The organism is Halorubrum rutilum (assembly GCF_042665015.1).
GTDB classification, from domain to species: Archaea; Halobacteriota; Halobacteria; order Halobacteriales; family Haloferacaceae; genus Halorubrum; species Halorubrum rutilum.
Genome location: NZ_JBHTBL010000011.1, coordinates 95206 through 119083, shown reverse-complemented (window position 1 = coordinate 119083; position 23878 = coordinate 95206). Strand labels below are relative to the sequence as shown.

Sequence of the window (23878 nt, the reverse complement as noted above, 5' to 3'; positions counted from 1 at the left end):
GCGAGACGCGCCCGCTTAAGTTTCCGCCGCCGTAGGTCGGACCATGCACGTCGGCTTCGTGATGAACCCGGTCGCCGGGATGGGGGGCCGCGTCGGCCTCAAGGGCACCGACGGGAAGGTCGCGGAGGCGGTCGCTCGGGGCGCGGAGCCGCGGGCGCCGGACCGCGCGCGGCGAGCGCTGGAGCGCCTCGCGGCGGTCGCGCCGGAGACCGCGATTTCGGTCGCCGCCGACCCGATGGGCGAGGGGTCGGTCAGGGACGCCGGCTTCGACCCGGTCCGCGTCGTCGACCCGTTCGATGGCGACCCGACCGACGACGCGACCGACTCGACCGGCGACGGCGACCGGCCCGGTCCCACGGAGACGACCGCCGAGCACACCGCGCGCGTCGTCAGGTCGTTCGTCGGGGGCGACGGGACGGAGGGCGGCGACGACGCGACCGCCGATCCGGTCGATCTGGTCCTGTTCGTCGGCGGCGACGGCACCGCGACGGACGTGGCGGCGACGCTGGAGGCGGCGGGCAGCGAGGTCCCGATGCTCGGCGTCCCCGCCGGGGTGAAGGTGTACTCCTCCGTCTTCGCCGTCTCGCCGGAGGACGCGGCCGAGGTCGCGGCGGCGTTCTCGCGCACCGAGCGCCGCGAGGTGATGGACATCGACGAGGACGCCTACCGCGAGGGGGAGGTCCGCCCGGAGCTTCGCGCGGTCGCGCGCGTCCCCGTCGCCGACGACCTCCAGTCGTCGAAACAGACCGCGAGCGGGACCGTCGAGTCGCTCGCCGAGGGCGTCGCCGACGACATCCGCGAGCGCGACGGCGAGGGCGTCACCTTCGTGCTCGGGCCGGGGTCGACCGTCGGCGCGATCAAGGACGAACTGGGGTTCGAGCCGTCGCCCATCGGCGTCGACGTGTGGCGCGACGGCGAGGTAGTCGCGCTGGACGCGACGGAGTCCGAGATCCTCGACGCGCTCGGCGACGAGAACGTCGTCGTCGTCTCGCCCATCGGCGGGCAGGGGTTCGTCTTCGGCCGCGGGAATCCGCAGCTGTCGCCGGCCGTGATCCGGCGCTGCGACCTCCGGATCGTCGCCTCGCGGGCGAAGCTCGACGACGTGCGCGCGCTCCGGGTCGACACCGACGACCCCGAGCTCGACGCCGAGCTCGCGGGGTGGGTCCGGGTCCGCGTCGGGAAGTTCGAGACGCGGATGATGAAGATCGCGTGAATCGCGATCGGGAGAAGGGAGCCGGGAACAACCGTAGATCGAGATCCCGGCGGCAAGCGGGATACGCAGAACTGCGGTGGCGCGCGCCTCCGAGCGGCCGCCATCGGCGGCCGCGAAGGAGCGCCGCGCGAGGGACGCGGCGACCGAAGGGAGCCGCGAGGCTGGGGAGGTGCGAGGTGCTGTGTGGGCAGAGCGGGGCGGGACTCGAAGGGGCAGCCGCGAGGGCGGCCCAGGCGACGCAAGCACTGGAAGGAGCGAACGAAGTGAGTGACTGAAGCGCGTGGTTCGAGAGAGCGAAGCTCTCTCGTCATCACGAAAGGCGCTCCGCGCCTTTCGAACGACAGCGAGCGTGCGTCGCCCTCGCGGCTGGGGCTTTGGGGGTTTTCTCCGCCGATCCGTAATCGACCACGTATCGCCGAGCGGGCGATACTCTGGATGCGTTCTCCAAGTAGTGTGTTCGATCACAGACACGCCAGGGAGCTCAGCGCGGGACCAAATCCGATATCCGTACCATCGTCCCTCGTTCACGATTCATCGACGAACTCGTGCGCCACGTTCTCACGCACAAGCGAACGGTTTTTGCGTCGACCGACGGGAGGAGACGTATGGACGAGGACACCCCCGATGAGACGGGGCCGTCGGCGGCGGGCGGTCCCCCCGACGAGACGGCGGGGTCGCCCCGCGCCGACGGCGGGACGGAACGCGCGGACGGACCGGCCGAGGAGGTCGCGCTCGACCCGTGGGGGTCGGCGTCGGTCGGCGACTACGCGGACCTCTTCGAGGAGTTCGGCATCGAGGCGTTCGACGACGTCGCCGACGACGTGGTCGACCCGCACTACCTGATGCGCCGCGGCGTCATCTTCGGGCACCGCGAGTACGACGCGGTCGCCGAGGCGATGGCGAACGACGAGCCGTTCGCGGCGCTCTCCGGGTTCATGCCCACCGGCGACCCGCACATCGGCCACAAGCTCGTCTTCGACGAGATCATCTGGCACCAGGAGCAGGGGGGCGACGCCTTCGGCCTGATCGCCGACCTGGAGGCCCACTCCGCGCGCGGCATGTCGTGGAACGAGATCGACGAACACGCGCGCAACTACCTCCTGAGCCTCCTCGCGCTCGGCTTCGACGCCGAAGCGGGCGAGATCTACCGCCAGTCCGACAACCGCGAGGTGCAGGACCTCGGCTTCGAGCTCGGGTCGAAGGCGAACTTCTCGGAGTTCGAGGCAATCTACGGCTTCGACGGCGAGACCAACATCTCCCACATGCAGAGCGTCGTCACCCAGACCGCGGACATCCTCTACCCGCAGCTCGTCGACGAACCGAAGCCGACGGTCATCCCGGTCGGCCCGGATCAGGACCCCCACGTCCGGCTGACGCGCGACCTGGCGACCCGCGTGCGCTACTTCAAGGTGACCGAGGCGTTCGCGAGCTTCGAGCTCGACGACGCGGAGCGACAGCTGGTCCGCGCCGCCTACGACGCGCTCGCGGCCGAGGGCGCGAGGGACGACGGCGAAATCGACGACGCCGAGACCGACGTGCGCTGCGAGGACGCCGCCGCGTGGCTCGCCGACTACGAGCCGCCGGCGCCCGCCGACGCGGGCGAGGCCGACGGAGACGCCCCCGACACCCCCGACCTCGCGGCGGCCAAGCCGACCGCCCTCGACAAGCTCCGGGCGGGCGGCAAGGAGCCGCTCCGGCCCCGCGTGCGCTTCTTCGACCGCAACGCCACCGACGAGGCGTTCGAGGCGCTGATCGAGGCGGTCGACGGCGAGAAGCGCGTCTTCGAGGGCCACGTCGACGCCTTCGACCTCACCCGCGGGGAGGCCGAGTCGGTCGCTCGCGAGGTCGAGATCGACCACGGCGGGTTCGGCTTCCGGCAGCCCTCCTCGATCTACCACCGGTTCATGACCGGGCTCACCGGAGGGAAGATGTCCTCGTCGATCCCGGCGAGCCACATCTCCCTGCTCGACGACCCCGAGGACGGCTACGACAAGGTGAAGGCGGCGACGACCGGCGGCCGCGACACCGCCGAGAAGCAGCGCGAGCTCGGCGGCGAGGCCGACGAGTGCCCCGTCTACGAGCTGTACGCCTACCTGCTCGCGGGCGACGACGACGAGCTCACCAAGACCGTCTACGCCGAGTGCGTCAACGGCGAGCGCCTCTGCGGCGGCTGCAAGGAGCAGGCCGCCGAGCTCATGCGAGAGTTCCTCGAAGACCACCAGGAGAAGCGCGAGGAGGCCGAGGAGCTCCTCGCGGAGCTCGACATCGACCTCGACTCCGACCGGCGCGGCACCGGCGGCGAGCACTGACGGGGTCGCCGGCGCGGTCCGTCGTCGGAGCCTACAGCTCCCGTTTCGCGTACGTCCCGATAACGCCGCCGACCGCGCTGAGAGCCATCACGAAGCCGAACGCGACCGCGACGATCCCGAGGACCACCGCGCCGCCGCCGATCGCCACGCCGGGTTCCGGGGCGACCGGAACCAGGAACAGGAACAGGAGGAGGATCCCGAGCGCGGGGAGCGAGGCTATCGCGCCCGAGATCGCGCCGACCCGGAGGCCGTCGCTCGTCTCGCCGCCTTCGAGGTACCCCGCCGCCGCGCCGCCGAGCACGGGCGAGACGCCGGTGAACGAGAGCAGGACCGTCGCGACCGCGCCGATCAACGCGTTGAGGTATGTGTTTCCGGTCACGGAGTGATTGTCACCGTTACCGGGTATAATCCTCCGGGACGAGACGGCGACCACCCGGCCGCGTACTCGCCCGCGCTTCCCCGTGACGGCGCGCTCCGAGCCGATAGTTTATGAGGCGGGCGGTACCTGTCACGAGTATGACCGAGCAGGAGACGATCCACGTCGCGGACGTCAGCGAGGGGATCGGCGGCGACGCGACGGCGGATCCGGGAACGCCGGTGGAGCTCCCGGTGGTCGACGTGCTCACCGGCCGGTCCTTCATCACGGGGAAGAGCGGGTCCGGTAAAAGCAACACCGCCTCCGTCGTGATCGAGAATTTGCTATCTAACGGGTTTCCCGTCATGATCGTGGACACTGACGGGGAATATTACGGCCTTAAGGAAGAATACGAAATTCTACACGCCGGCGCCGACGACGAGTGCGACATCGTCGTCTCCCCGGAACACGCGGAGAAGATCGCCGAGCTCGCCCTGGAGCAGAACGTTCCGATCATCCTCGACGTCTCCGGCTACCTGGAGGAGGAGACCGCGAACGAGCTCCTCTTGGAGGTCGTCAGACAGCTGTTCGCGAAGGAGAAGCGCCTGAAGAAGCCCTTCCTGCTCGTCGTCGAGGAGTGCCACGAGTACATCCCCGAGGGCGGCGGGATGGACGAGACGGGGAAGATGCTGATCAAGGTCGGCAAGCGCGGCCGGAAACACGGTCTCGGCGTCGTCGGGATCAGCCAGCGCCCGGCCGACGTCAAGAAGGACTTCATCACCCAGTGCGACTGGCTCTGCTGGCACCGGCTCACCTGGGACAACGACACGAAGGTCGTGGGGCGCATCCTCGGCTCGAAGTACGCGAACGCGGTCGAGGACCTCGGCGACGGCGAGGCGTTCCTGATGACCGACTGGGACGAGTCTATCCGCCGGATCCAGTTCCACCGCAAGGAGACGTTCGACGCGGGTGCGACCCCCGGGCTGGACGACTTCGAGCGCCCGGAGCTGAAGTCGGTCTCCAGCGACCTCGTCGGCGAGCTCCAGTCCATCTCCGACGAACAGGAGCGCCGCGAGTCCGAGATCGCCGACCTCAGGCAGGAGCTCGACAGGAAGGACCGGCGGATCGCCGAGCTCGAACGCGAGCTGGAGGAGGCGCGCGACCTGAGCAGCATGGCCGACCAGTTCGCGCAGGCGCTCCTCGGGAAGGCCGAGGCACCCTACCGCGAGGGCCGCGGGCGACCCGCGGTCGGCGGCGGAACGTCCGCGGCCGACGGCGGGGGCGGTAGCGGGGGGAACGACGGGGACGAGAGCGACGGCGACGACGACCAGTCCGTCCTCAAGTCGTACGACGAGGCGGTCGCCGCGACCGCGGACGGCGACGGGGGCGCGGACGCCGACACCGCTGTCGACGCCGGCGACACCGTCGGCGACGCCGGCGACGCCGCCGAGGAAGCCGGTGAGGTCGACGACACCGCCGACGACCTCGCCGACACCGACGCGCCTCCGGACGACGTCGAGCCCGTGACGCGCGCCGACGTCGCCGAGAGCGCCCTCCGCTTCGACGACGCCGTCGAGCTCGGCACCCGCGAGGCGGTCATCGAGGAGCTCCGCGGCCGGATCGAGGCGCTTCCGGAGCTGTCTCGCGGGATGCTCCGCCACTACCGGCGCGAGGGCGTCAGCGAGCCCGTCGCCGCCCACATCGACGCCGGCGGCGACGGCGACTCCGGGCACGCGTACAGCCGTCACCGCCCGATCCGGCGGGCGGGACTGATCCGCCACGCCGGTCGCGGACACTACGCCTACGCCGTCCCCGACCTGATCCGCGAGGCGTACGCCGACCGGCTCGACGAGGAGAGCGTCCGCGAGATCGTCAGGGCGGTCGAGACCGCCTTCGTCCCGCCGGCCGAGCGGAGCTATCCCCCGGACGCGGACCCGGCCGAGGTCGAGTCGGACCGGAGCCCGGAGGCCGACGTCGCCGACGCGGAAGCGGTCGACGGTGTCGCCGACGCGGAGGCGACCGAAGACGCGGCCGAGGGGGACGGAAGCGCGGCGGACGCCGCCGACCGATCGAGCGCGAGCGGGCTGAGCGACGCGGCGCGACGGCTCGCCGACCGCGGCCGGACGGCGGACGAGTGAGGTGCGAGTCGAGCGGATGGACCGACGGCTCCCCGTGGTCGCGCTCGGCTCGTTCTGCTGCTCGGCCGCGGGTGTCGCGGCGCTCAAGACCGTCGAGCCGGGGACCGCGACGCTCGGACTCCCGCAGCTCGCGGTCGGAGTCGTCGCGTGCGCCGCGCTCCTCGCGGTCCTCGGCGGCGGGCTCCCGGCCGCGTGGGTCGTCGCGTTCGGGCTGTCCGCGGGGTTCGGCGTCCACCTCGGCGGGATCGGGATCAGCGGCGAGACGCCCGGGATCGCCTTCCGGCTGGCGTGGGCGGCCGTCGTCGGGACCGCCTCCGCGACGGCGCTCGGCCTCCCCGGCGGGGCGATCGGCCTCGGGCTCCGACGGACGATCCGGCGGTTCGGGGACGGGGAGGCGGCCTCGGAGTGAGGTCGGAGCGAGGTCGGGCCCGACGGCGGTCGGACCCGACGGCGGGGCTCAGAACGGGACCGAGAGGTACTCGCTCGGCACCGCGTTCCGCGCGGTCACCTGCGGGTCGACGACCTGACTGATCTCGAGGCCGCCGACGAGGCTGGAGAACAGGTACGCCTCGGTCCGGGAGAAGCCGTGCTCGTGCGCCAGCAGCCGCACGACGTCGCGGTTGGCGAGTTCGACCGCCTCCTCCATCGTCGCGGCGCTCGCGACCGTCTTGACCGCGTCGCCGGTGTCGACGAGCGGGCGGTCGAGCGGGACCGGCGGGTCCTCGATCACGGAGAGCGTCACGTCGATCTCCGTGCCGATCTCGGCGCCGGTCCCGCACATCTCGCCGTCGGCCATCGCGGCCTTCGAGTCGCCCATCGCGAGCATCGCGCCCTCCTGGAAGACGGGGAAGTACGCGGTCGTCCCCGCCGTCATGTCCGTGGTGTCGAGGTTGCCGCCGTGGTCGTCGGGCGTGAGCGTCGAGACCGACTCCTCGGCGGTGGCGACGCCGATCGTCCCGATCACCGGGTCGATCGGGACATCGATCCCCTCGAACTCGATCCGGCCCCCGGCCCCGTCGCCCTCGCCGTCGACCTCGGTGATCCGCGTCGCCGGGTGTTCGATGTCGGGGTCGTCCTGCAGGAGGCCGAACCCGGGCGCCGTGATGACGCGCCCGCGGTCCTCGGCGACGCGCACCGCTTCGATCTCGACCGCGAGCACGTCGCCGGGACTCGCCCCCTCGACGGCGATCGGGCCGGTCGCGGCGTTCACCTCCTCCGGGATCGCGTCCAGCAGGTCGTCGTCGCTCTGGATCGCGCCGTTCAGGCTGTCGATCGTCTCGATCGTGAGCGACTCCCCGTCGGCGGCCTCGTAGACGGGCTCCATCTCGGGCGCGAACTCGTAGACGTGGCCATCGCGGTGAGAGACCAGCTCTCGTGACATATCGGCTTCGACTCCGGAGCGCGAGAACAAAAATCCCCGCACGGACGCGCTCGACGACCGCCGTCGTCGCGTTCACGGCTTCGCGGAGGGACGAACCGTATCCGTTCGAGGTGTCCGTCGCGGCCGCCGAGCCGCCGCTTCGAGCGGACTCGGTCGCGCTCTGCGGTCAATTCACACGGTCGGATTCGCGCGGTGTCCGTCGGGCGTCGTATTGATACCAGTCTCGGCTCCGTGCCGGCGGCCCGTGTGGAGGAGGCCGACGCGGCGATCGAATACAGCCTCGGTCTGAGAGAGCCCTAGCGACTCTCCCGCTGCTCCACCTTGTTCAACTCGATCAGCAGCCGGAAGATCGCCTTCACGAGGTTGGCGTCGACGTCGAACTGCTCGGCGTTCTCGCCGGCGCGCTCCATCACGCGCTCCTCCTGTCCCTCGTCGGTGGTCGGGAGGTCGCGCTCCGCTTTCACCGCCGCGACCGTGTCGGCGACGTAGGTCCGGCGGGCGATCAGTTCGACGATCTCGCGGTCGATGTCCTCTATCTCGCGTCGCAGTTCGTCGAGGCTCCGGTCGTCCGCGTTCGGTGTGTCACTCATGGGTTCTCGTTGTCACTCGACGGTCGCGCCGTCGTTTCTCGTGGTCGTTCGTCGCAGCGTTCCGGGGCGCTCGGCCCACGCGTCGGCGACCGCGTCGAGGTCGGTCTCGGGGTCGGCGGGGTCCGCGACGGCGGCGACGCTCGGGCCGGTTCCCGACAGCGACACCCCAGTCGCGTGCGGCATCGCCTCGACCGCGGGGTCGGCGTCGAACCCGAGCGCGGCCGAGAAGGCGAGCCCGTTGACGGTCATCGCGTCGGCGTACCGACCGTCGAGCGCGAGGTCCGCGACGAGGTCCGCCATCGGCGCGACCGCCTCGCAGCGGGCCGCGTCGGCGTCCGCGCTGTAGGCGCGCTCGGGCGGGGTCCAGACGAGGACGTCCCAGTCGACGGTCTCGCGCGACCTGAGCTCGTCGGCGGCGTTGTCGGTGACGGTCACGCCGCCGAGCATCGAAGCGGTCGCGTCGTCGAACGCGCCGGTGACCGTCACGCCGGCCTCGCGGGCCGCCCGCACGCCGAGCCGGCAGGCCTCCAGTCGGGTGACGTCGACTGACGGGGCCGAGCCGTCTCCGTCGGCTCCGTCCCCGACCGTCAGCCCGAGCGCGTCGCAGGTCGCGAGCACGGTCGCGTTGGCGGCCGCGCTGGAGCTCTTGAGCCCCGCCGCGAGGGGCACGTCGCTGTCGGTCCGAACGGCGCCGCCCTCGCCGTCGCCCCACCGCTCGGTCGCGAGCGCGACGCAGCGCTCGATCAGGGCGGTGTCCGCGTCAGGGACCTCGGCGATCGTCCCCTCGACGCCCTCGGCGGTCGGATCGAGATCGACGCTCGCGCGCGTCTCGACGTCGATACCGAAGGCCGCGCCGGTGCCCGTCGCGAGCGCGTTCAACACGGTGCCGGCGCCGAGCGCCGCGGCCCGTCCCTCCATGCACTCACGGCTCGCGAGCGCGGACAAAGAGGTAGCGATCACGGCGAGACTCTCGCTCAGACCGGCTCCGCGCGCCGCACCGCGGCGTCGATCGTCGTTTCGTACCCATCTCTGGTCACGTCGATCACGCCGTCACCGACCCGACGGCGCCGGTCGCCGCGCCGACGACGGCGGCGGCGACCGCGGTCGTGAGAAGCGGTCCGATCGCGTCCGCGATCCCGTGCGCCTGCGCCGCCGCCTCGCCCTGGGAGACGACGACGAGCGCGACGACGACGAGGCCGTAGATCAGCGCGCCGACCCCGCCGCCGACGCCGGAGGTCGCGGCCGCCTCCCGGGCGTCGTACGCCCGCGACCCGAAGAGCACGCCGAGCACGCCGGCGACGAGCGGCGCGCCGATCAGGGCGGCCGCCGTGACCGCGAGGTACGACTGCGCGACGAACACCGGACCGAACCGGGCGGTCTCGCCGGTCGCGGCGGTCGCGAGCGCGGTCTCGGCCCAACTCGTCCCGACCGCGGCGACCAGCCCGACGCCGACGCCGACGACCGCGAACACCGCCGCCGTGAGGCCGGCTCCCTTCGCGTCCATCAGACCACCGCCCACCCGTCTGCCAGCCGGCCCTGCCGTCCGGTGCGCTCCTCCCACGCGTCTCCGGAGAACCCGGCGACGAGCCCGATGCCGGCGCCCAGCGGCCCCCGGCGCGTCCGTTGCATGAGGTAGACTCTCGTCGGCGGGGACTTAAATGTGGCACGCCCGATTCTCGCGACTGAGTGCGCGCCCCTTTTGAGGCGGGCGGCCCGAGCGACGCGTATGTCAGCGCCTTCACGCAGCGACGTCCCGCCGACGTCGATCGGGATCGACCTCCGCGAGGAGGGGGTCGTCGTCGAGTACCTCGACGGGCGGACTACGCTCTACCGCGGGGTCCCGGACGCGGTCGAGGGGTCGGTGACCGCCGGGCCCGGCAAGGAGACCCACGTGCTCGTCACCGACCCGACCGAGACCGAGGGCGTGATGACGTACGTCAACGACTACAACACCGACGACGAGATCCTAGAGGAGTCCGGGGTCGGCCGCGTCCTCGTCGAGGAGGGCGAGCGCGACGAGGTGTTCCCCGGCGTGATCGTCGGCCGCACCGACCAGCGCAACGAGGTGGTCGCGGACCCCGAGATCGCCGGCGGCCGCGTGTTCGTCTTCGTCGAGGACGGCTGGACCGAGGGGAGCTTCGAGATCGTCGAGGGCCCCGAAGACGGGCTCGACGCGCACCGGTGAGCCTCGCGAAGCCCTGGCGCGACCTCGACCGCTCGACGGTCGGGAGCGCGCCGAGCCGCTACGCCCTCTACGAGCTCGGCGACGCCGACGGCGACACGGTCGGGTTCGGCACGGGCGTCCTCCGAGACGAGCTGAAGGAGGCGCTCGCGTACGGGGACGCGGCGAAGGTGCGGTGGGAGCTCGCCGACTCGGCCGAGCACGCGGAGCGCCTGCTCGCCGAGCACGTCGAGGCGTAGCCGAGAGCGCGAGGGGGACCGGCGCGGGCGACCCGGTCGCCGGGAACGACCGACAGACGAAAGTCCCGCGGTCGCGGACGAGGAGGTATGAGCGACGAGGCGAACCTCGACGACGTGGTACGCGCGAGCGACATCGGCGAGGAGGGGCCGCCGATCGAGGAGAAGCCGTACAAGATCGTCTTCGAGGCGAACAAGTGCTTCGGCGCGGGGAAGTGCGCCGAGGTCGCCGACAACTGGGTGATGGACATCCAGAGCGGGATGGCGAAGCCGCGGTCGTACTACATCGGCGAAGACGAGCTGGAGGAGAACGTGCGGGCGGCCGAGGTGTGTCCCGCGAAGAAGGAACGGGGGGTCATTCACGTCGTCGACCGGCGCACCGACGAGGAGATCGCGCCCGATCCGCACGGCGACGGGACGCTCTCGGTGGACTGGTAGCCCGCTCGCCTCCGGCTTCCGAAAGGCGTTTCACCCCGCCGCCGGAACCGAAATCCGCGCGGGGGTGGCTGAGCCTGGCCAAAAGCGGCGGACTTAAGATCCGCTCCTGTAGAGGTTCGAGGGTTCGAATCCCTTCCCCCGCATGCTGTCGCGAGCATCCCGCGAGCGACAGCACTAGGCTTGGGATTCGAATCAGGGAGCGGAACGTGAGCGAGCCGCATCGCGGCGAGCGAACGAGAGCGACCGTGGTTCGAATCCCTTCCCCCGCACTCCTGCGGCGAGGAATCCGGAGTCGGTTACAAATGGCTAATGAATTAAGTAGGGTGGGGTGAAAGGGTGGCTGAATGGACCAGACGGGGAGCGCCGAGTCCGACCGCGCGCTCGTGCGATACTCCTCGCTCCTCCCGAGGTTGGTGTTCGTCGCCGGCGGGGTCATCTGTCTGTTCGGGATCTCGCGAGTCGCGCTGGAGCTTTTCGGCGGCGGGTCGGTCGTGACCGCGCTCTTCAACCTGGTCTTCGTCGGAATCCCGGGGACGGTCCTCATGTTCGCCGGGTACTGGCTGCCCCGCTCCGACGTCTCGCAGGAGTACTATCCGCGGGTGATCGGGTGGATCGTCGGCAGCGTCGCCGTGATGTTCGGCTTCATCCTGTTGCGTGACCTCCACCCGGGCGTCACCGTCGAGTGGTCGACGGGGACGCAGTCGATCGCGCTGATGATCGGCTCTATTGGGGGGCTGCTGATCGGCGTTCAGGAGTCGAGGGTGCGGATCCGAACGGCGGAACTCGAAGAGCGCACCCGGGAACTGGAGGAGCGCGAGCGACATCTCGAGCGGCAGAACGAGCGGTTAGAACAGTTCTCGAACGTCGTCTCGCACGACCTGCGGAACCCGCTGAACGTCGCGAGCGGGCGTCTGGAGCTGGCCCGGGACGAGTGCGACAGCGAGCACCTCGCGGACGTGGAGCGCGCCCACGGACGCATAGAGGCGCTGATCACCGACCTCCTGACGCTGGCGCGACAGGATCAGTCCCCGGAGCGTCGCAGCGTTCGACTCGCGGACCTGATCGAGAGCTGTTGGATGAACGTCCGGACGGAGGACGCGACGCTCCGTCTCGAGGCCTGCGCGACGATCCGCGCCGACGAGAGCCGAGTCAGGCAGCTGTTCGAGAACCTGTTCAGGAACAGCGTTGAACACGTCGGACCCGCAGTGACGGTGACCGTCGGGGACCTCGACGGCGGGTTCTACGTCGAGGACGACGGCCCGGGGATTCCGCCGGACGAGCGGGACGACGTGTTCGAGACGGGGCACACCACCTCCGACGAGGGGACCGGCTTCGGCCTGAGCATCGCCGAGCGGGTCGCCGAGTCTCACGGATGGGAGATCCGTGTCGTCGATGGCGCGGGTGGCGGGGCGCGCTTCGAGGTCACGGGCGTCGAGTGCCCGGCCGAGTAGCGCCCCCGGCCGACGAGACGTGGCGCCGGACGAACCAGTAGAGAGTCCCGCATACCGGTCGCAAACGACGCACCCGACCCGGGCCGACGAGCGCGGCGGCGCTAACAGCAGAACATGAACGGGTACACCAGGGCGACGCGGTCGCCCTCCTCCAGCTCCGTGTCGAACCCGTTCTCGTTCTCGTTGAAGTGACCGTTCACCAGGATCCGGGCGTACGTCGTCGTCTGTTCCCCGACCGGGTTCTTCGTCCACGTGCCGGGGAGCTCCTCGGGGGTCGGCGCCCAGCCGCTGTGGGTCGCGTCCGCCTCGGTCTCGGCGATGAGCATCTCCTGGAGCTCCGGGTACTCCTCGAACAGCTCGTCGAGGAACGCGCGGAGCGTGTCGCCCGCGAACGTGAACTCGAACTCGTACTCGCCGAGCTCCGTGCGGACGTGGCCGGTACAGCGCACGGTGACGGTCGTCTCGGCCTCGGTCTCGCTCGCCGCCGTCGGCGACGCGTCGCTCTCGGGCTCGGCCGCGGCGTCGCTCTCGGCGTCCGGGTTCTCCTCGACGACGGTCTCCGCCTGCTGACTCGGTGACATGCCCGTCCGTACGTCTTTCCGGGGCGTAAGCGCCCCCACGAACATGTTCGCGGTTCGGTCTCGACGCCGCGGGGCGCGACGGGGGTCCCGGACCGCGGGAACGGCGGCCGAACATGTTGCCGCCAAACGGATAGGACGACCGGAGACAACCCTCCGCCGATGGAGCTCACACGCAAGACCATCGCGAAGGTCATCGTCGCGGCGTTCCTGCTCAACCTGGTCGTGATGGGCGCCGGGGCGTGGTTCGCGTATCAGGAGGCGCCGCCGATCCCCGAGGAGGTCGTCGGACCGGACGGGGAGACGGTCGCGACCGGGGAGTCGATCCGGGACGGGAAGGCGGCGTTCCAGCAGTACGGGCTGATGAACCACGGCTCGATCCTCGGCAACGGGGCGTATTACGGCGAGGACTACACCGCCGACGCGCTCGACCTGAAGGCCGAGCACATGCGCGAGTACCGGGCGCGGGAGCGGTACGGCGCGAGCTACGACTCGCTCGATTCGGCCGAGCGGGCCGCGGTCGCGGAGACCGTCCGCGAGGACCTCGACAGCTCCCACGACGGCGGGGCGATCGAGTACTCCGCCGCCGAGGTGTACGCCCACGAGCGGGTGACCGAGACGTACGTCGAGCGCTACCACGAGGGCGACCACGATCGGGGCGTCCCCGCGGGCATGATCGAGTCCCGCGAGGAGGCCGAGGACTTCGCCGACTTCGCGCTGTGGACGGCGTGGTTCTCGCACACCGACCGGCCGAACTCCGACAACTCCTACACGAACGAGTGGCCCTACTCGCCGCCGGCCGGCAACGACGCCACCGGCGCCGCGATGATCTGGAGCGTGGTCGCGATGGTGCTGCTCGTCGGCGCGGCCGGCGCCGCGATCCTCCTCTACAAGTCGGTGAAGCTCCCGGAGCCGTCTGCCGAGGGGATCTCCGTGCCGGAGCCGGGCGACGTGAGCGTCTTCCCGAGCCAGCGCGCGGCGCTCCGGTTCGTTCCCGTCGCGGCCGGGCTGTTCCTCGCGCAGGTGCTGTTGGGCGGGTTACTGGCGCACTTCTACATCGAGCGGGCCGGCTTCTTCGGGATCGAGCGGATCCTCGGGGTCCACATCCTCCAGCTGCTCCCCTTCTCGATCGCGAAGACGTGGCACATCGACATGGGGATCCTCTGGATCGCGTCGACGTGGCTCGGCGCCGGGCTGTTCCTCCCGCCGCTGTTGACCGGCCACGAGCCGCGGAACCAGGCGCGGTACGTCAACGTCCTGCTCGGCGCGCTCGTCGTCGTGGTCGGCGGGGGGATGGCCGGCATCTGGCTCGGCGCCAACGGCTACCTCCCCGGCGAGCTCTGGTGGCTCCTCGGCAACGAGGGGTTGGAGTACCTCGAAGTCGGGAAGGTGTGGCAGGCCGGCCTGCTGGTGGGGTTCGTCCTGTGGGCGATCCTCGCGATCCGCGGGCTCAAGCCGCTGCTCGACCGCGAGCCGATCTACGGGCTCGCGCACATGATCCTCTACGCGGGCGGCTCGATCACCCTGCTGTTCGTCGCCGGCTTCCTGTTCACGCCGTCGACGAACATCGCCGTCACGGAGTTCTGGCGGTGGTGGGTCGTCCACATGTGGGTCGAGGGCGCCTTCGAGTTCTTCATCGTCGCGATCATCGGGCTCACCCTGGTCTCGATGAACCTCCTCACCCGGCGCAGCGCCGAGAAGGCGGTCATGCTCCAGGCGCTGCTGGTGATGGGGACCGGCGTCATCGGCGTCTCGCACCACTACTGGTGGATCGGGATGCCAGACTACTGGGTGCCGATCGGGAGCGTCTTCTCGACGCTGGAGCTGCTCCCGCTGGTCTTCATCCTCTACGAGGCGATCGGGCAGTACCGGGCGATGACGGAGGCCGGGGGGTTCCCGTACACGCTCCCGTTCATGTTCATCGTCGCCAGCGGGGTGTGGAACTTCGTCGGCGCCGGGGTGCTCGGCTTCTTCATCAACCTCCCGCTGATCAACTACTACGAGCACGGCACCTACCTCACCGTCGGCCACGCCCACGCCGCGATGTTTGGCGCGTTCGGCTTCCTCGCGCTCGGGATGGTGGCGTACATGCTCCAGCTGTCGATCGACCCCGAGCGCTGGGACGGCTCGTGGCTCCGGGCGTCGTTCTGGTGCTGGAACGTCGGGCTCGCGCTGATGGTGTTCGTCTCCGTGCTCCCGGTCGGGTTCCTCCAGCTGGAGGTCGCGTTCACCGACGGGTACGCCGCCGCCCGGAGCCTCGCGTTCTACGAGCGCGACCTCGTCCAGACGCTGTTCTGGGCGCGACTGCCGGGCGACACGCTGATCATCACCGGGACGGCCGTCTACGCCGCCGACCTGATCCGCAAGCGGTTCGTCCTCCGGACCTCCGAGGACGACCCGACCGTCGACGACATGGCCGTCGCGGAGGGGATCGTGGGAAGCGACGACGACTGACGGGGTGCCCGCTTTTTTACACTCCGTACATAGAGCGTCGCCGGGAGGTGACCGCAGGGGAGGCGTCCGCGGTTCCGGCCGCCTAGGTGTACGTCGTTGACCGCGGAGAGACGGCGAACGCCTCCGAAGCCTCTGCCTTGAGGACCCGCACGGCTCGCCGCGCTCCTCGCTCAGTCGCTAACGGTCCTTCCCTTCGTTCCGGTGGCGTCGCTACAGCACCCTCGATTTATAAACCGTCGTCGGTCCTTCCGACCCGTTCCCACGCGAGGTGCGCGACGATTCCGAGCAGGAACGCGACGCCGAGGTTCGTCGCCAGCGCGACGAGGCCGATGGCGACCGAGAGCGCGACGTTCTCCGAGTCGACCGCGTTGCGCGCGAGCGAGACGGCGACGATCGCGAGCAGCGCGCCGAGCATCGCCACCGGGAACGCGCCGAGGAGGGCCGGCGTGGCGAACGGGACGGCGAGGAGGTAGCCGGCGCCGAGGACGACGTTCGCGCCGCCGGTGCGCGCGCCGAACGCGTGCTTGCCGGCGACGCCGTCGCAGCCGTGACACATCGGGATCCCGCCGAGCGGCACCGCGAGCAGGTTCGTCGCGCCCATGCTCGCCGAGAGCTCGTCCGGCGTCACGTCGGCGTCGAACAGGTCGGCGAAGAGGAGCGAGGTCGCGAGCGCGGCGTTGCCGATCGTCATCGCGAACTGCGCGACCACGCCGTCGGCCGTCCGTCGAGTGAGCGCCGCCGAGAACGCCGAGAGCGACGGCGTCGGGGGCGCCCCGGGCCACTGCGGCGCGGGGATCCCGGCGGTGGCGAGGGCGACCGCGACGCCCGCGACCGCCACCGCGAGCGCGCTCGCCTTCGGGTGCCCGGCGAGGGCCGCGAGGGCGGCGATCGCGACGCCGACGGCCGCGAGGACCGGGTCGCCGAGCGCGAGGTCGACGCCGGTTTGGAGGAGGATCAGCCCGACCGCGAACTGCACCCCGCGGATCACCGGCTCGCCGATCCAGCGCTCCGCCCGGGCGAGCGTCCCCGTGAGCCCGACCGCGAGGAGGAGGCCCCCGAGGATCAGCCCGGCCAGCGCGAGCTCGGCGTACGTCAGCGCGCCGGCGATCGCGAGCGCCGCCAGCGCCTTCATCGGCTCGACGGACACCGGGAGCCCGTACCGGACCCCCCAGACGACCTGAAAGACCCCGAAGCCGGCGAGCGCGTGCGGCAGCGACGCGCCGGTCAGCAGCGCCAGCGCGACGACGAGGGGAACGACCGTAATCGAATCCCCTATCGCGCCGGTGAGCGCTCCCGGACCGAGCTCGACCCCGCGCCGCCGCGTTTCGTCGACGATTCCCACCGTGGGCGCCGGTTCGGGTCCGGCACGCTTGAGGCTGTTCAGAAACCGCCGCCGGGATCGCTCTGAGAAAGCGTAACTGGTATAAGTTTATCCATCGGCGTCGAACGTCGGGTCCTCCTCGGAGATCATCGGGCAGTTCCGCACCCGGAACTCGTCGAAACCGACCGCCTCGACGATGCTCGTCCCCTCGTTGTTACACGCGACCTCCGGCGGCGGGGTGAAGTGCGGGCACTGCTGGCAGTACGTCCGCTTCGAGACGACGTGCTCGGCGTCGCCCTCGCCGGGCGCGGACACTGCCTCGCCGGGCGCGTCGGCGACCCCGGCGTCCGAGTCGAGGGACTCCCAGACGTCCTCCTCGGCCGCGCCGCCGACGTCCATCCGCTCGAACGCGTCGTCGAGGTCGCCCGAGTCGGCGGGGCCGAGCTCGTCGAAGGGGTCCGAGTCGCCCGAGTCGTCCGGGTCGAGAGGGTTTCCGACGGCGGACGGACCGGATCCGAGACCGGCCGCGTCGCGGTCGGAGTCGGCGGCGTCGCGGTCGTCCGGACCGAAGCCGTCGAAGTCGGAATCGTCGGATCCGGCCCCCCCGAAGTCGTCGGAGCCGTCGGCGTCGACCCCCGCACCGAGTTCGGCGAAGGGGTCGTCGATCTCCGCGGGCTCGTCGATCCCCGCGCGGTCGTCGCCCTCGGAGGGGTCACCGAGGGCGTCGAACGGGTCGTCCTCGCCGTCCCCGTCGGCGTCGTCCCGCGGTCCGTCTCCATCGTCGCTCATCGGTCGCCTCCGGGGTCTCGGGTGCTCACGTCGCCCGTCTCGTCGTCGACGTCGCCGTCGAGGGCGGGCTGCTCCGCGGCGACGAGCCGCGAGGTGCCGAGGAAGCCGGGGTTCGGCTCCAGCTCGGCGAACTCCCGGCCGCAGTGGGGGCACTCCGGCTCCGTCAACAGCCCGACGTCGACGGTCTCGCCGCAGTCGGTGCAGGCCGCCTTCCGGACCCCGTTCCGGTTCGCGGTCGCCGACAGCGCGTCGAGCCGCTCGCGGTCGGCGCGGTCGCGCTCGGCCGCCTCCAGCCGCCGTCGGACCCGGACGACCGCGCTCGCGACGCGCGAGAGCTTGTCGTCGAGCTCCTCCGCGTCGAGCTCGTCGACGCGCGCCTCCAGCTCGGCGAGGTCGTCCACGCGCGCCTCGACGCTCGCGAGCCGGTCGTCGAGCTCGTCGACGCGCTCCTCGACCGCGTCGTCCGCGGTCGACCGCGCCGCCGCGTCCGCCTCGACCTCGTCGAGCCGCTCGGCGATCCCGTCGAGGTCGGCCGCGAGCGCGTCCAGCCGCTCGGCCGTCTCGGGGTGCGCGTGGTCGGCCGGCGCCGTCGCCTCCAGCTCGCGGTAGAGCTCGACGAACCGCTCCCGGAGGTCCCCGACCTTCTCGTCGACCTCGGCGTCGAGGGCATCCAGCCGGGACTCGAGCGCCGCCACCGCCTCGGCGTCGGCCACGTCGACCCCCTCTGCGTCCGCGAGCGCGACGATCGCGCGCTTCAGGAGCTCCTCGCGGCTCACGCCGGCCTCGTCGGCGGCGGCCTCGACCGCGGCGTCGACCGTCCCGTCGGTCGGATCGAGGTCGCTCATCGGGTGGCCTCCGTCATCTACGACTGATTTAGGGGGGAGACTTAAGTAATCTGTCGCGTCGTTCTCCGGATCGATACTCGGCGTCGGAGCCGGTCGGGCGCGCGGTCCGGTCAGGAGCCGAGACTCCGTCGGGGCCGCGATCCCGTCGGGAGCCGCAACCCCGTCGGGAGCCGTCCCGCCGATCGCCGCGTCGAGGCCTCGTCACCGGATCTTCCGCACGTCGCTGATGTCGAAGCCGCCCTCGTGGATCTCGGTCTCGAACCGGACGATGTTCTCGGCCTCCAGCCGGGACAGGACGCCGCGGAACTCGCGGACGAACATCGTCCGAGCGCGCTGCGAGCCGCCGCTCTCCCACGTGAACTGGAGGGTGCCGCCCGCGGCGTCCATCAGGGCGCCGAACTCGCGGTCGGAGATCGAGTCGGTGTTCACCAGCACGAGGATGAGCCCGCCCCACTCGTAGGCGGCCTTCTTCAGCCCCTTCATCACCATCGCCACGTCGCTCCACTCCGTGTCCTCGTCGACCATCGAGACGAGGTCGGTGACGGAGTCGATACAGACGAGGCTGCCGTCGGCGTTCGCCGAGAGGTAGTCGCCGAACGCCGTGAGCACGTCCTCGTACTCGCCGCGGTCCCCGAGCTCGGTGATCGACGCCGTCTCGTCCTCGTACCAGTCGCGGGGGATCGGGCTCAGCTGGAAGTACTCCGGCGAGAGGTCCCGGAAGGCGATCTCGCCGATCGCGGCGTCGACGATCTCGTCGGCCATCGTGTACCCCATCTCGCGGGTGAGCGCGTCGGTGTCGGCGGTGAACGAGAGGTAGTGGACCTCGCGGGGGAGCTCGGCGCCGGCCGGGAGGTCGCCGTAGTAGAGGTCGAACAGCTCCGCGTCGGCGCGTCCGAGCGCGTTCATCGCCGCGCTGGTGTAGCAGAACTCGCGCGCGCCGGCCCCGGACTCGCCGGCGAGCAGCACGACGTTGCCCGGCGGCGCCCCGCCGCCGAGGATCGAGTCGAGGCGGGCGACGCCGAACGGAACGCTCGTCATGTCCCGTACGGGGTCGCCGCCCCGCTTAGTGTTGTTGCTCGTGGGGAGACGCGGTCGACGAGGGAGGAGTGCGAGGCGGGCGACGACCTCCCTACCCATTCAGCCGCGCGCCGCCGTCGGCCGCGCGGACGACCGCGACCGACCCGGCCACGCCCGCCTCCGCCAGCGCGCGCTCGCCCGCGGCCGCCGCGGCGTCGGCGTTCGCGGCGTCCGTGACGCCGTACACGGTCGGGCCCCACGAGGACTGGCCCGCGCCGAACACCGACGCCGACGCCGACAGCGACGCCACCACGTCGCCGACCGGCGGGCGGTAGACGCCGCCCTGCTCGTCGGCGTACCAGGCGCCGTTGAGTCGGCCGATCTCCGCGACCGCGGCGCCGAACCGCTCGGCGTTCCCGGTCGCCACCGCGGGGAGCACCCGCCGGGTGACGATCCCGCCGATCCGGTCGGCGAGCCCGGGGTCCGCGCGCTCGACCGCGGTCCGCATCGCGTCGTCCTCGGCGTCGCCGCTTCGGCCTGGGGCGACGTCGGGACGCACGAGCAGGAACCGCCAGTCGTCGGGCACGTCGTGGCGGGCCGCCACCGGCGGGACGGTCCACTCGCCGTCCGCGGGGCGGTCGGTCGTGAACCGGGCGGTCGGGTGGCCGGCGTCGAGGACGAACCCGCCCGCCTCGAAGGTCGCGACGCCGACGCCGGAGCGCCCGCCGCGGCCGAGCGCCGGCGCGCGCTCGCGGACCTTCGGTTCCTTCCCGTGAGCGACCGCGATCGCGGCCAGGGTCGCCGCGGCCAATTGGGTCCCGCTCCCGAGGCCGGCGTGACGCGGGAGCGACTCGCGGACGGTGACGCGCGCGCCGTCGACGCCGAGTAGGTCGACGGCGGTGCGGGCGTAGTCGCGGACGTCGGCGGCGATGACTGCGTTGGTAGGATCTGAGTCCGTGGAACCGGCCGCGGGGTCGTCCCCATCGACCGTTTTGACCGTCACCGACTCGGCCGGCTCGGCGTCGACGACGACCCGCGGCTCCGCGAGCCCGAGGCCGAGGGCGCCGTACAGTCGCTCGTGCGAGAGGCTGAGGTTACAGAAGCCGAAGTGGAGCCGGGCCCCGGCGCTCGCGCGTGCCATTGCGTTTCGTCCGCTACGAGAGCGACCGGTAAAGGGGGCGCGACAGTGGCGGGCGTTGCCCCCGACTGCGCTCACCACAATTTGGTCGATCCGGGAATAGCGGGGAATGCCGAATCGGTGACCGCTCGTTTACAAACAGTTGACGACGGATCGACTGTGAACACCTCCAAAGCCCCAGCCGCGACGGCTCGCGCGGCTTGCTGCGCGCTTCGGTCGCTCGCTGCGCTCGCTCCCTGCAGTGCTTACTGCGCCGTGCGTCGCCCTCGCGGCTGCCCCTTTGAGTCCCGCCCCGCACCGCAACTGCACAGCGCCTCACACCTCCCCAGCCTCGCGGCTCACGACTCGCGGCTTCGCCGCTCGCGTTCGCCGCGTCCCTCGCGCGTGCGGTTCGCGGCCTCTCGGCCGCTCACCGGCACGCGCCACCGCACCGCCGTCTGTTAATAAATGGCCGCCTCGTTACTTACTCCTGCCAGTCCGGGTTCGCGCGCGGCGGCGAGAAGATGTCGTACCCCACGACCGTCTCGTCGCCGTCGTTGCGCGCGGCGTGCGGCTCGCCGCCCGGGATGGCGTACGTGTCGCCGGCCTCGACGACCAGTTCCTCGCCGTCGACGACGAAGGTAAGCGCGCCCTCGGTGACCGCGCCGACCTGTTCGTGGGGGTGGTCGTGCTCGGGCACCGTCGCGCCCGGCTCGATGACGAAGCGCTGCACGCTGGTGTCCTCGCCGACCGCGCCCTGGGTGAGGAACACGTCGTCGACCGCCTCGACCGCCTCGACGTCCGCGTCGGGTACGACGTCCATAGGAGAGCCGGCGGCCGGGAGCGACTTAAACGGGACGGGTAGGGGGTGAGTCGGCTACGGGAACGGGTGGTACTCTTTCTCCAGCTCGGGCTCGAACCCCATCGACCGCGGCACGTCGCGGGCGCGGTCGCCGAAGAAGGCGTCGGCGGTGAAGAGGGGCTGCGCGCCCGGCACCAGCACGCGGACCGCCTCGAACCCCATCCCGGCGAGGTCGCGGGTCGTGACGCGGGCGACGAACGGCTCCAACCCGACGGTCTCGACGCGGTCGACGACGGCCTCCAGCTCGTCGATCCCGGAGCGGTCCGGCTCGCCGAGGGCGTCGGCGGCGACGCTCGCGTCCGGGTCGAAGAACGCCCGCGTCTCGTCGGGGAAGTCGGCGTGATGGCCGATCGCGGCGCCCTCCTCCGCGGCCGCCTCCGGCCCCATCGACCGGAGCTCCGTCCAGTTCTGGAGCGCCTCCGCGAGCGCGCTCCGGGCCGCGGCGACCGGGTCGAGGTCGGCGCCCGACCCCGCCGCGAACCGCGGCCAGTCCCCGTCGCGGTGAACGCCGACCGCGACGACGGGCACGTCGACGTCGGTCGTCACGAGCAGCGGCGTCACGGAGAGCGACTCGGCCCGCGCGCGCTTCTCCAGCTCGGCGAACGTCGGGTCGTCGACCGCCAGTCCGAGCGGCTCCGTCGTCGAGTACCAGCTGATCATCGTCGCGTCGCGCTCTATCGCCTCGTACAGCCCCGACAGCGCGGCCTCCGGCCCGGAGTTCCCGAGTCCGAGCCCGGTCGTGATCGCGGGGCGGTACCGGCGCTCCGGCGGCGGGAAGTGGACGAACTCCGCCGGGAGGCTCGCGGGCTCGCCGGTCCCGAGGGACTCGCCAGTCACCCACGCGAGCCGGTCGTCGCGGTCGTACGCCTCGCGGTCGTCGGGGCGCACGAACGCGTCGGGCGTCACCGGGTTCGCGACGTTCGCGGCCGGCGCGCGCGTGAACGACGCCTCGCGGTAGACGCCCGCCGCGTACCGCTCTAACCCCTCGCCGAGCGCCTTCATGAACGCCGCGTCCCAGCCGGCGGCGACGCCGCCGCCGAACTCGGCGGCCCGGGCGTCGGAGAAGGGGGTCGTGTCCGCGACGCGCGCGACGTAGTACGGCACCGGGAACGACTCCCGCTCGCCGACCTCGGAGAGCGCCCCGATCCGGGGGTCGACCGCCCGCTCCGCGCGGTCGATCGACTCGTCGAGCGCGCGGTCCGCGCCGTCCCGCGGGAGCGCGTCGCCGGGGTCGTCGCCGCAGTCGCAGCCGGGAACCGGGAGGAGGGTCCGCTCCGCGCCGGGCACCTCGACGACCGCGTCGGCGACCCGGTCGCCGGCGAGGAGCCGGATGACGCGGCGCCCGGCGAGCGCGCCCGCGTAGCGCACGGCCGACCGGCGGCCCTGCGCGGCGTCCGCCGGCTCCGCCCCGCCGCTCGCGACCCGAGCGCGGAGGCAGTCGTAGCAGGCCTCGTCGAAGACGGTGACGGCGGCGTCGACGCCGTCGAGGGGGACCCCGCCGAGCCCGCCGACCTCGATCGCGACCCAGCGGTCGAGGGCGTCGTTCGCGGCCGCGAACGCGGACGAGCCGGCGGTGTCGGCGACGACGGCGAGGTCGAAGCCGTCCAGCAGCCCCGGCTCGACCGGCATCACGTTCACGTCGACGTCGCCGAGCGCGGCCCCGACGGCGTCGACCGCGGGGCCGTCGCCGACAAGTGCGATGTCCATGCCCCGTCCGACGCGAAGCAGCGAAAAAAAGGCGCGGGTCGCGGCGTCGGCGGAAATCGAGGTCCTCTACGCCAGCAGGTCGCTCGCGACCGCGGCGAGCTCGTCGGCGTCGACGCCGTGGAGGCGCTCGTCGCCGAGCTTGAGCCGGAGCCGCGGGCGACCGACGTCGATCGGGACCTTCTCGGTGTCGATGACCCCCTGGTCCTCCAGCCGGGTCTTCGTCCGAGAGAACGTCGCCTTCGAGGCGATCCCGACGTCCTCGCCCCACTTCGAGATGTCGTAGAGGAGCACGTCGTTCTTCGCGGCGACGAGCAGCGCGACGGTCACCTCGTCGAGCGCGGCGTCCGCCGACTCCATCGACGCGAGCACGGCGTCGAAGTCGTCGCGGGCGTCCTCGCCGATCTCGGCCGCCATCGTCTCCCGGACGCGGCCGAGCGCCGGGGTCCGGAGCCCGTACTCCTCGGCGGCCTCGAAGGCGTCGCGGTGCGTCGCGAACACCTCGTCGACGAAGTCGCCGTCCTCGGTCGAGAGCGCGGCGACGTGCTCGCCCGCGCTCACGAGGACGACCACCCGCGAGGGCGAGACGAACAGCGCGTTGTCGACGTCGGCCGAGAGCACGCGGAGGCCGAGCGAGCCGTCGGCGACGAGGTCGGCCGCCTTCGACGCGACGAGGAAGTCGTCGGTCACGTCCTTCAGCGTGCGTTCGTCCGCCAGCATCGACAGGGTCGGTAGGTCGTCGCGGCCGGTCGCGGCCTCGACGAGCGATACGATCGTCTCCGCGGACGGGTCGACAACGAGGAGCTCCTCGTCGGCGCCGGCGAAGGCCGTATCGAGGACGTTCTCGACGTCCGTCTCCAGTAAATTCGATACCATATTTATCTCTCCGGATAAAAGC

Annotated in this window: 24 protein-coding genes and 1 tRNA gene; 10 read left to right on the top strand and 15 right to left on the bottom strand. The window is 71.7% G+C overall.

Going from position 1 to position 23878, the window contains the following annotated elements; all coding sequences use genetic code 11:
- The first annotated feature begins 43 nt into the window (after nt 1-43).
- Nucleotides 44-1213 (top strand): ATP-NAD kinase family protein, encoded by a 1170-nt coding sequence (locus ACFQMF_RS12045; RefSeq protein ID WP_256408042.1) that lies wholly within the window; start codon nt 44-46, stop codon nt 1211-1213.
- A 605-nt stretch (nt 1214-1818) separates the two neighbouring features.
- Nucleotides 1819-3522, top strand: coding sequence for a tryptophan--tRNA ligase (locus tag ACFQMF_RS12040; protein WP_256408041.1), 1704 nt, complete (start codon nt 1819-1821; stop codon nt 3520-3522).
- Nucleotides 3523-3553: 31 nt separating this feature from the next.
- Here the strand turns inward: ACFQMF_RS12040 and ACFQMF_RS12035 are convergent, their stop codons facing one another.
- On the bottom strand, nt 3554-3901 hold the full coding sequence (locus ACFQMF_RS12035; RefSeq protein ID WP_256408040.1) for a DUF5518 domain-containing protein: 348 nt from the start codon (nt 3899-3901) through the stop codon (nt 3554-3556).
- 137 nt (nt 3902-4038) lie between these two features.
- Here ACFQMF_RS12035 and ACFQMF_RS12030 point away from each other — a divergent pair, with 137 nt between their 5' ends.
- Together ACFQMF_RS12030 and ACFQMF_RS12025 are read left to right on the top strand one after the other, a co-directional pair.
- A complete protein-coding gene (locus ACFQMF_RS12030; protein ID WP_256408039.1) occupies nt 4039-6015 on the top strand; it encodes an ATP-binding protein in 1977 nt (658 codons plus the stop codon).
- Nucleotides 6016-6031: 16 nt separating this feature from the next.
- Nucleotides 6032-6424 (top strand): hypothetical protein, encoded by a 393-nt coding sequence (locus tag ACFQMF_RS12025; RefSeq protein ID WP_256408038.1) that lies wholly within the window; start codon nt 6032-6034, stop codon nt 6422-6424.
- Between the two features lie 48 nt (nt 6425-6472).
- Here the strand turns inward: ACFQMF_RS12025 and ACFQMF_RS12020 are convergent, their stop codons facing one another.
- From ACFQMF_RS12020 to ACFQMF_RS12000, 5 genes are all read right to left on the bottom strand, one after another.
- Nucleotides 6473-7396, bottom strand: a complete 924-nt coding sequence (locus tag ACFQMF_RS12020; protein WP_256408037.1) for an acetamidase/formamidase family protein — start codon at nt 7394-7396, stop codon at nt 6473-6475.
- A 296-nt stretch (nt 7397-7692) separates the two neighbouring features.
- A complete protein-coding gene (locus ACFQMF_RS12015; RefSeq protein WP_092567282.1) occupies nt 7693-7986 on the bottom strand; it encodes a chorismate mutase in 294 nt (97 codons plus the stop codon).
- 12 nt (nt 7987-7998) lie between these two features.
- Complete coding sequence (locus tag ACFQMF_RS12010) at nt 7999-8904, bottom strand: shikimate kinase (RefSeq protein ID WP_256408036.1); 906 nt, start codon at nt 8902-8904, stop codon at nt 7999-8001.
- Nucleotides 8905-9028: 124 nt separating this feature from the next.
- A complete protein-coding gene (locus ACFQMF_RS12005; protein ID WP_256408035.1) occupies nt 9029-9490 on the bottom strand; it encodes a hypothetical protein in 462 nt (153 codons plus the stop codon).
- Nucleotides 9490-9615, bottom strand: coding sequence for a hypothetical protein (locus tag ACFQMF_RS12000; protein WP_256408034.1), 126 nt, complete (start codon nt 9613-9615; stop codon nt 9490-9492). The genes ACFQMF_RS12005 and ACFQMF_RS12000 overlap by 1 nt, the downstream gene beginning before the upstream one ends.
- 97 nt (nt 9616-9712) lie before the next feature.
- Here ACFQMF_RS12000 and ACFQMF_RS11995 point away from each other — a divergent pair, with 97 nt between their 5' ends.
- The 5 genes from ACFQMF_RS11995 (at nt 9713) to ACFQMF_RS11975 (ending at nt 12293) form a co-directional block, all read left to right on the top strand.
- Nucleotides 9713-10171, top strand: a complete 459-nt coding sequence (locus ACFQMF_RS11995; RefSeq protein WP_256408033.1) for a DUF5796 family protein — start codon at nt 9713-9715, stop codon at nt 10169-10171.
- Nucleotides 10168-10407 (top strand): DUF7508 domain-containing protein, encoded by a 240-nt coding sequence (locus ACFQMF_RS11990; protein WP_256408032.1) that lies wholly within the window; start codon nt 10168-10170, stop codon nt 10405-10407. Before ACFQMF_RS11995 ends, ACFQMF_RS11990 begins: the two co-directional genes overlap by 4 nt.
- Before the next feature lie 87 nt (nt 10408-10494).
- Nucleotides 10495-10842 carry a ferredoxin gene (locus tag ACFQMF_RS11985; RefSeq protein WP_256408031.1) on the top strand — a complete coding sequence of 116 codons (348 nt, stop codon included), beginning with the start codon at nt 10495-10497 and terminating at the stop codon, nt 10840-10842.
- Between the two features lie 58 nt (nt 10843-10900).
- Nucleotides 10901-10985: transfer RNA gene (locus ACFQMF_RS11980), tRNA-Leu, on the top strand.
- A gap of 201 nt (nt 10986-11186) precedes the next feature.
- Entirely contained in the window at nt 11187-12293 is a 1107-nt protein-coding gene (locus tag ACFQMF_RS11975) for a sensor histidine kinase (RefSeq protein ID WP_256408030.1), read from the top strand.
- Nucleotides 12294-12394: 101 nt separating this feature from the next.
- Here the strand turns inward: ACFQMF_RS11975 and ACFQMF_RS11970 are convergent, their stop codons facing one another.
- A complete protein-coding gene (locus ACFQMF_RS11970; protein ID WP_256408029.1) occupies nt 12395-12874 on the bottom strand; it encodes a MoaD/ThiS family protein in 480 nt (159 codons plus the stop codon).
- A 159-nt stretch (nt 12875-13033) separates the two neighbouring features.
- On the opposite strand from ACFQMF_RS11970, the gene ACFQMF_RS11965 reads away from it, so the two are divergent.
- Nucleotides 13034-15325: a nitric-oxide reductase large subunit gene (locus tag ACFQMF_RS11965; RefSeq protein ID WP_256408028.1), complete on the top strand. Its 2292-nt coding sequence runs from the start codon at nt 13034-13036 to the stop codon at nt 15323-15325.
- A gap of 226 nt (nt 15326-15551) precedes the next feature.
- Here ACFQMF_RS11965 and ACFQMF_RS11960 read toward each other — a convergent pair whose 3' ends face one another.
- From ACFQMF_RS11960 to tbsP, 8 genes are all read right to left on the bottom strand, one after another.
- Complete coding sequence (locus ACFQMF_RS11960; protein ID WP_256408027.1) at nt 15552-16667, bottom strand: putative sulfate/molybdate transporter; 1116 nt, start codon at nt 16665-16667, stop codon at nt 15552-15554.
- A gap of 87 nt (nt 16668-16754) precedes the next feature.
- Nucleotides 16755-17435: a DUF8135 domain-containing protein gene (locus tag ACFQMF_RS11955; RefSeq protein WP_256408026.1), complete on the bottom strand. Its 681-nt coding sequence runs from the start codon at nt 17433-17435 to the stop codon at nt 16755-16757.
- Nucleotides 17432-18280 (bottom strand): hypothetical protein, encoded by an 849-nt coding sequence (locus tag ACFQMF_RS11950; RefSeq protein WP_256408025.1) that lies wholly within the window; start codon nt 18278-18280, stop codon nt 17432-17434. The genes ACFQMF_RS11955 and ACFQMF_RS11950 overlap by 4 nt, the downstream gene beginning before the upstream one ends.
- Before the next feature lie 201 nt (nt 18281-18481).
- Nucleotides 18482-19318 carry an RAD55 family ATPase gene (locus tag ACFQMF_RS11945; RefSeq protein ID WP_256408024.1) on the bottom strand — a complete coding sequence of 279 codons (837 nt, stop codon included), beginning with the start codon at nt 19316-19318 and terminating at the stop codon, nt 18482-18484.
- Nucleotides 19319-19409: 91 nt separating this feature from the next.
- Nucleotides 19410-20438, bottom strand: a complete 1029-nt coding sequence (locus ACFQMF_RS11940) for a beta-ribofuranosylaminobenzene 5'-phosphate synthase family protein (protein ID WP_256408023.1) — start codon at nt 20436-20438, stop codon at nt 19410-19412.
- 460 nt (nt 20439-20898) lie between these two features.
- Nucleotides 20899-21237, bottom strand: a complete 339-nt coding sequence (locus ACFQMF_RS11935) for a cupin domain-containing protein (protein ID WP_256408021.1) — start codon at nt 21235-21237, stop codon at nt 20899-20901.
- 54 nt (nt 21238-21291) lie between these two features.
- Entirely contained in the window at nt 21292-22983 is a 1692-nt protein-coding gene (locus tag ACFQMF_RS11930; RefSeq protein ID WP_256408020.1) for a YcaO-like family protein, read from the bottom strand.
- Nucleotides 22984-23049: 66 nt separating this feature from the next.
- A complete protein-coding gene (gene tbsP / locus ACFQMF_RS11925; RefSeq protein ID WP_256408019.1) occupies nt 23050-23856 on the bottom strand; it encodes a transcriptional regulator TbsP in 807 nt (268 codons plus the stop codon).
- Nucleotides 23857-23878 lie beyond the last annotated feature (22 nt).